The sequence below is a fragment of the Microlunatus sp. YIM B11417 genome, assembly GCF_059617205.1.
The window spans coordinates 1-631 of the sequence record NZ_JCAMPJ010000022.1 but is presented as its reverse complement, the minus strand read 5'-3'; the positions used below and the strand labels follow the sequence as shown (position 1 = coordinate 631).

Genomic DNA, 631 nt, shown 5'->3' with positions numbered 1-631 from the left:
TGAAGCGTCACGGGTTTGGGGCCGGTCCTTTACGAGAGGATCGGTGTCATGCCGAAGCAGTATCCGAAGCAGGTCCGAGACCGTGCGGTCCGGATGGTTCAAGATCATTTAGACGAGTACGACACGCCGTATCTGGCGTGTAAGGCGATCGCGCCGAAGGTCGGGGTCGGGTTGGAGTCGCTGCGGCGTTGGGTGGCTCAGGCTGCGGTCGATGCCGGCGAGCAGCCGGGTATGACCAGTGCGGACCAGGCCCGGATCAAGGAGCTGGAGCGGGAGAACCGGGAGCTCCGGGAAGCCAATGAGATACTCAAAGCGGCCTCGGTTTTCTTCGCCGGGGAACTCGACCCCCGACGCCGATGATCGTCGAGTTCATCGACGCCCAACGTCGATGCGGTCACCGGATTTCGCTTATCTGCAAGACACTTGCGCTGCTTGGCGTGGTCTTCTCCGAACGCGCCTATCGCAAGGTCAGGACACGTCCGCCGGCTGAACGGACGGTTGCTGACGCGATCGTGGTCGAGGCGTTGTTGGCGACCCGCCGGCCGGATCCAGTGACCGGCCGGGCGCCGCGGGAACGGTTCTACGGGCGGCGGAAGATGACCCGCTGGCTGCGCCGCCAAGGCCTGCAGGT

At 64.7% G+C, this 631-nt stretch carries 2 protein-coding genes; both read left to right on the top strand.

What is annotated here, in order from left to right; translation table 11 throughout:
• Positions 1-48: 48 nt before the first annotated feature.
• Positions 49-360, top strand: a complete 312-nt coding sequence (locus AC6CCG_RS34340) for a transposase (protein ID WP_496659362.1) — start codon at positions 49-51, stop codon at positions 358-360.
• Positions 357-631: hypothetical protein (locus tag AC6CCG_RS34335; RefSeq protein ID WP_496659361.1), on the top strand; the 275-nt coding region annotated here is incomplete at its 3' end. The genes AC6CCG_RS34340 and AC6CCG_RS34335, both read left to right, overlap by 4 nt.

Bases quoted from the DNA above. Each gene is read 5' to 3' on its own strand.
- AC6CCG_RS34340 (WP_496659362.1), top strand. From the start codon at position 49: ATGCCGAAGCAGTATCCGAAGCAGGTCCGAGACCGTGCGGTCCGGATG.